The 202-nt window shown below is 53.5% G+C and carries 1 protein-coding gene; it reads right to left on the reverse strand.

The window, feature by feature from the left end; translation table 11 throughout:
• On the reverse strand, positions 1-202 hold a 202-nt coding region (locus tag ACM0OZ_RS49520; protein ID WP_414590268.1), incomplete at both ends, for a tetratricopeptide repeat protein.

Raw genomic sequence — 202 nt, forward strand, 5'->3', positions numbered from 1 at the left:
GCGTGCGGACTTGCAACGCCTGTGTGTAGCATGAGATCGCAATTTCTAAATTCTCGGCACGCTCTCCCCGGATGCGTTGCCAGTAAGCTATGCCCAGGTTGTTTTGCGTGGTTGCCCATTGGATGGGAAAGCCAGCGCGCGTGTATTCTTGCAACGCCTGTGTGTAGCATGAGATCGCAATTTCTAAATTCTCTGCCCGCTC

Origin of the sequence: Scytonema sp. PCC 10023 (assembly GCF_963920835.1) — a bacterium.
Classification (GTDB): domain Bacteria; phylum Cyanobacteriota; class Cyanobacteriia; order Cyanobacteriales; family Nostocaceae; genus Kalymmatonema.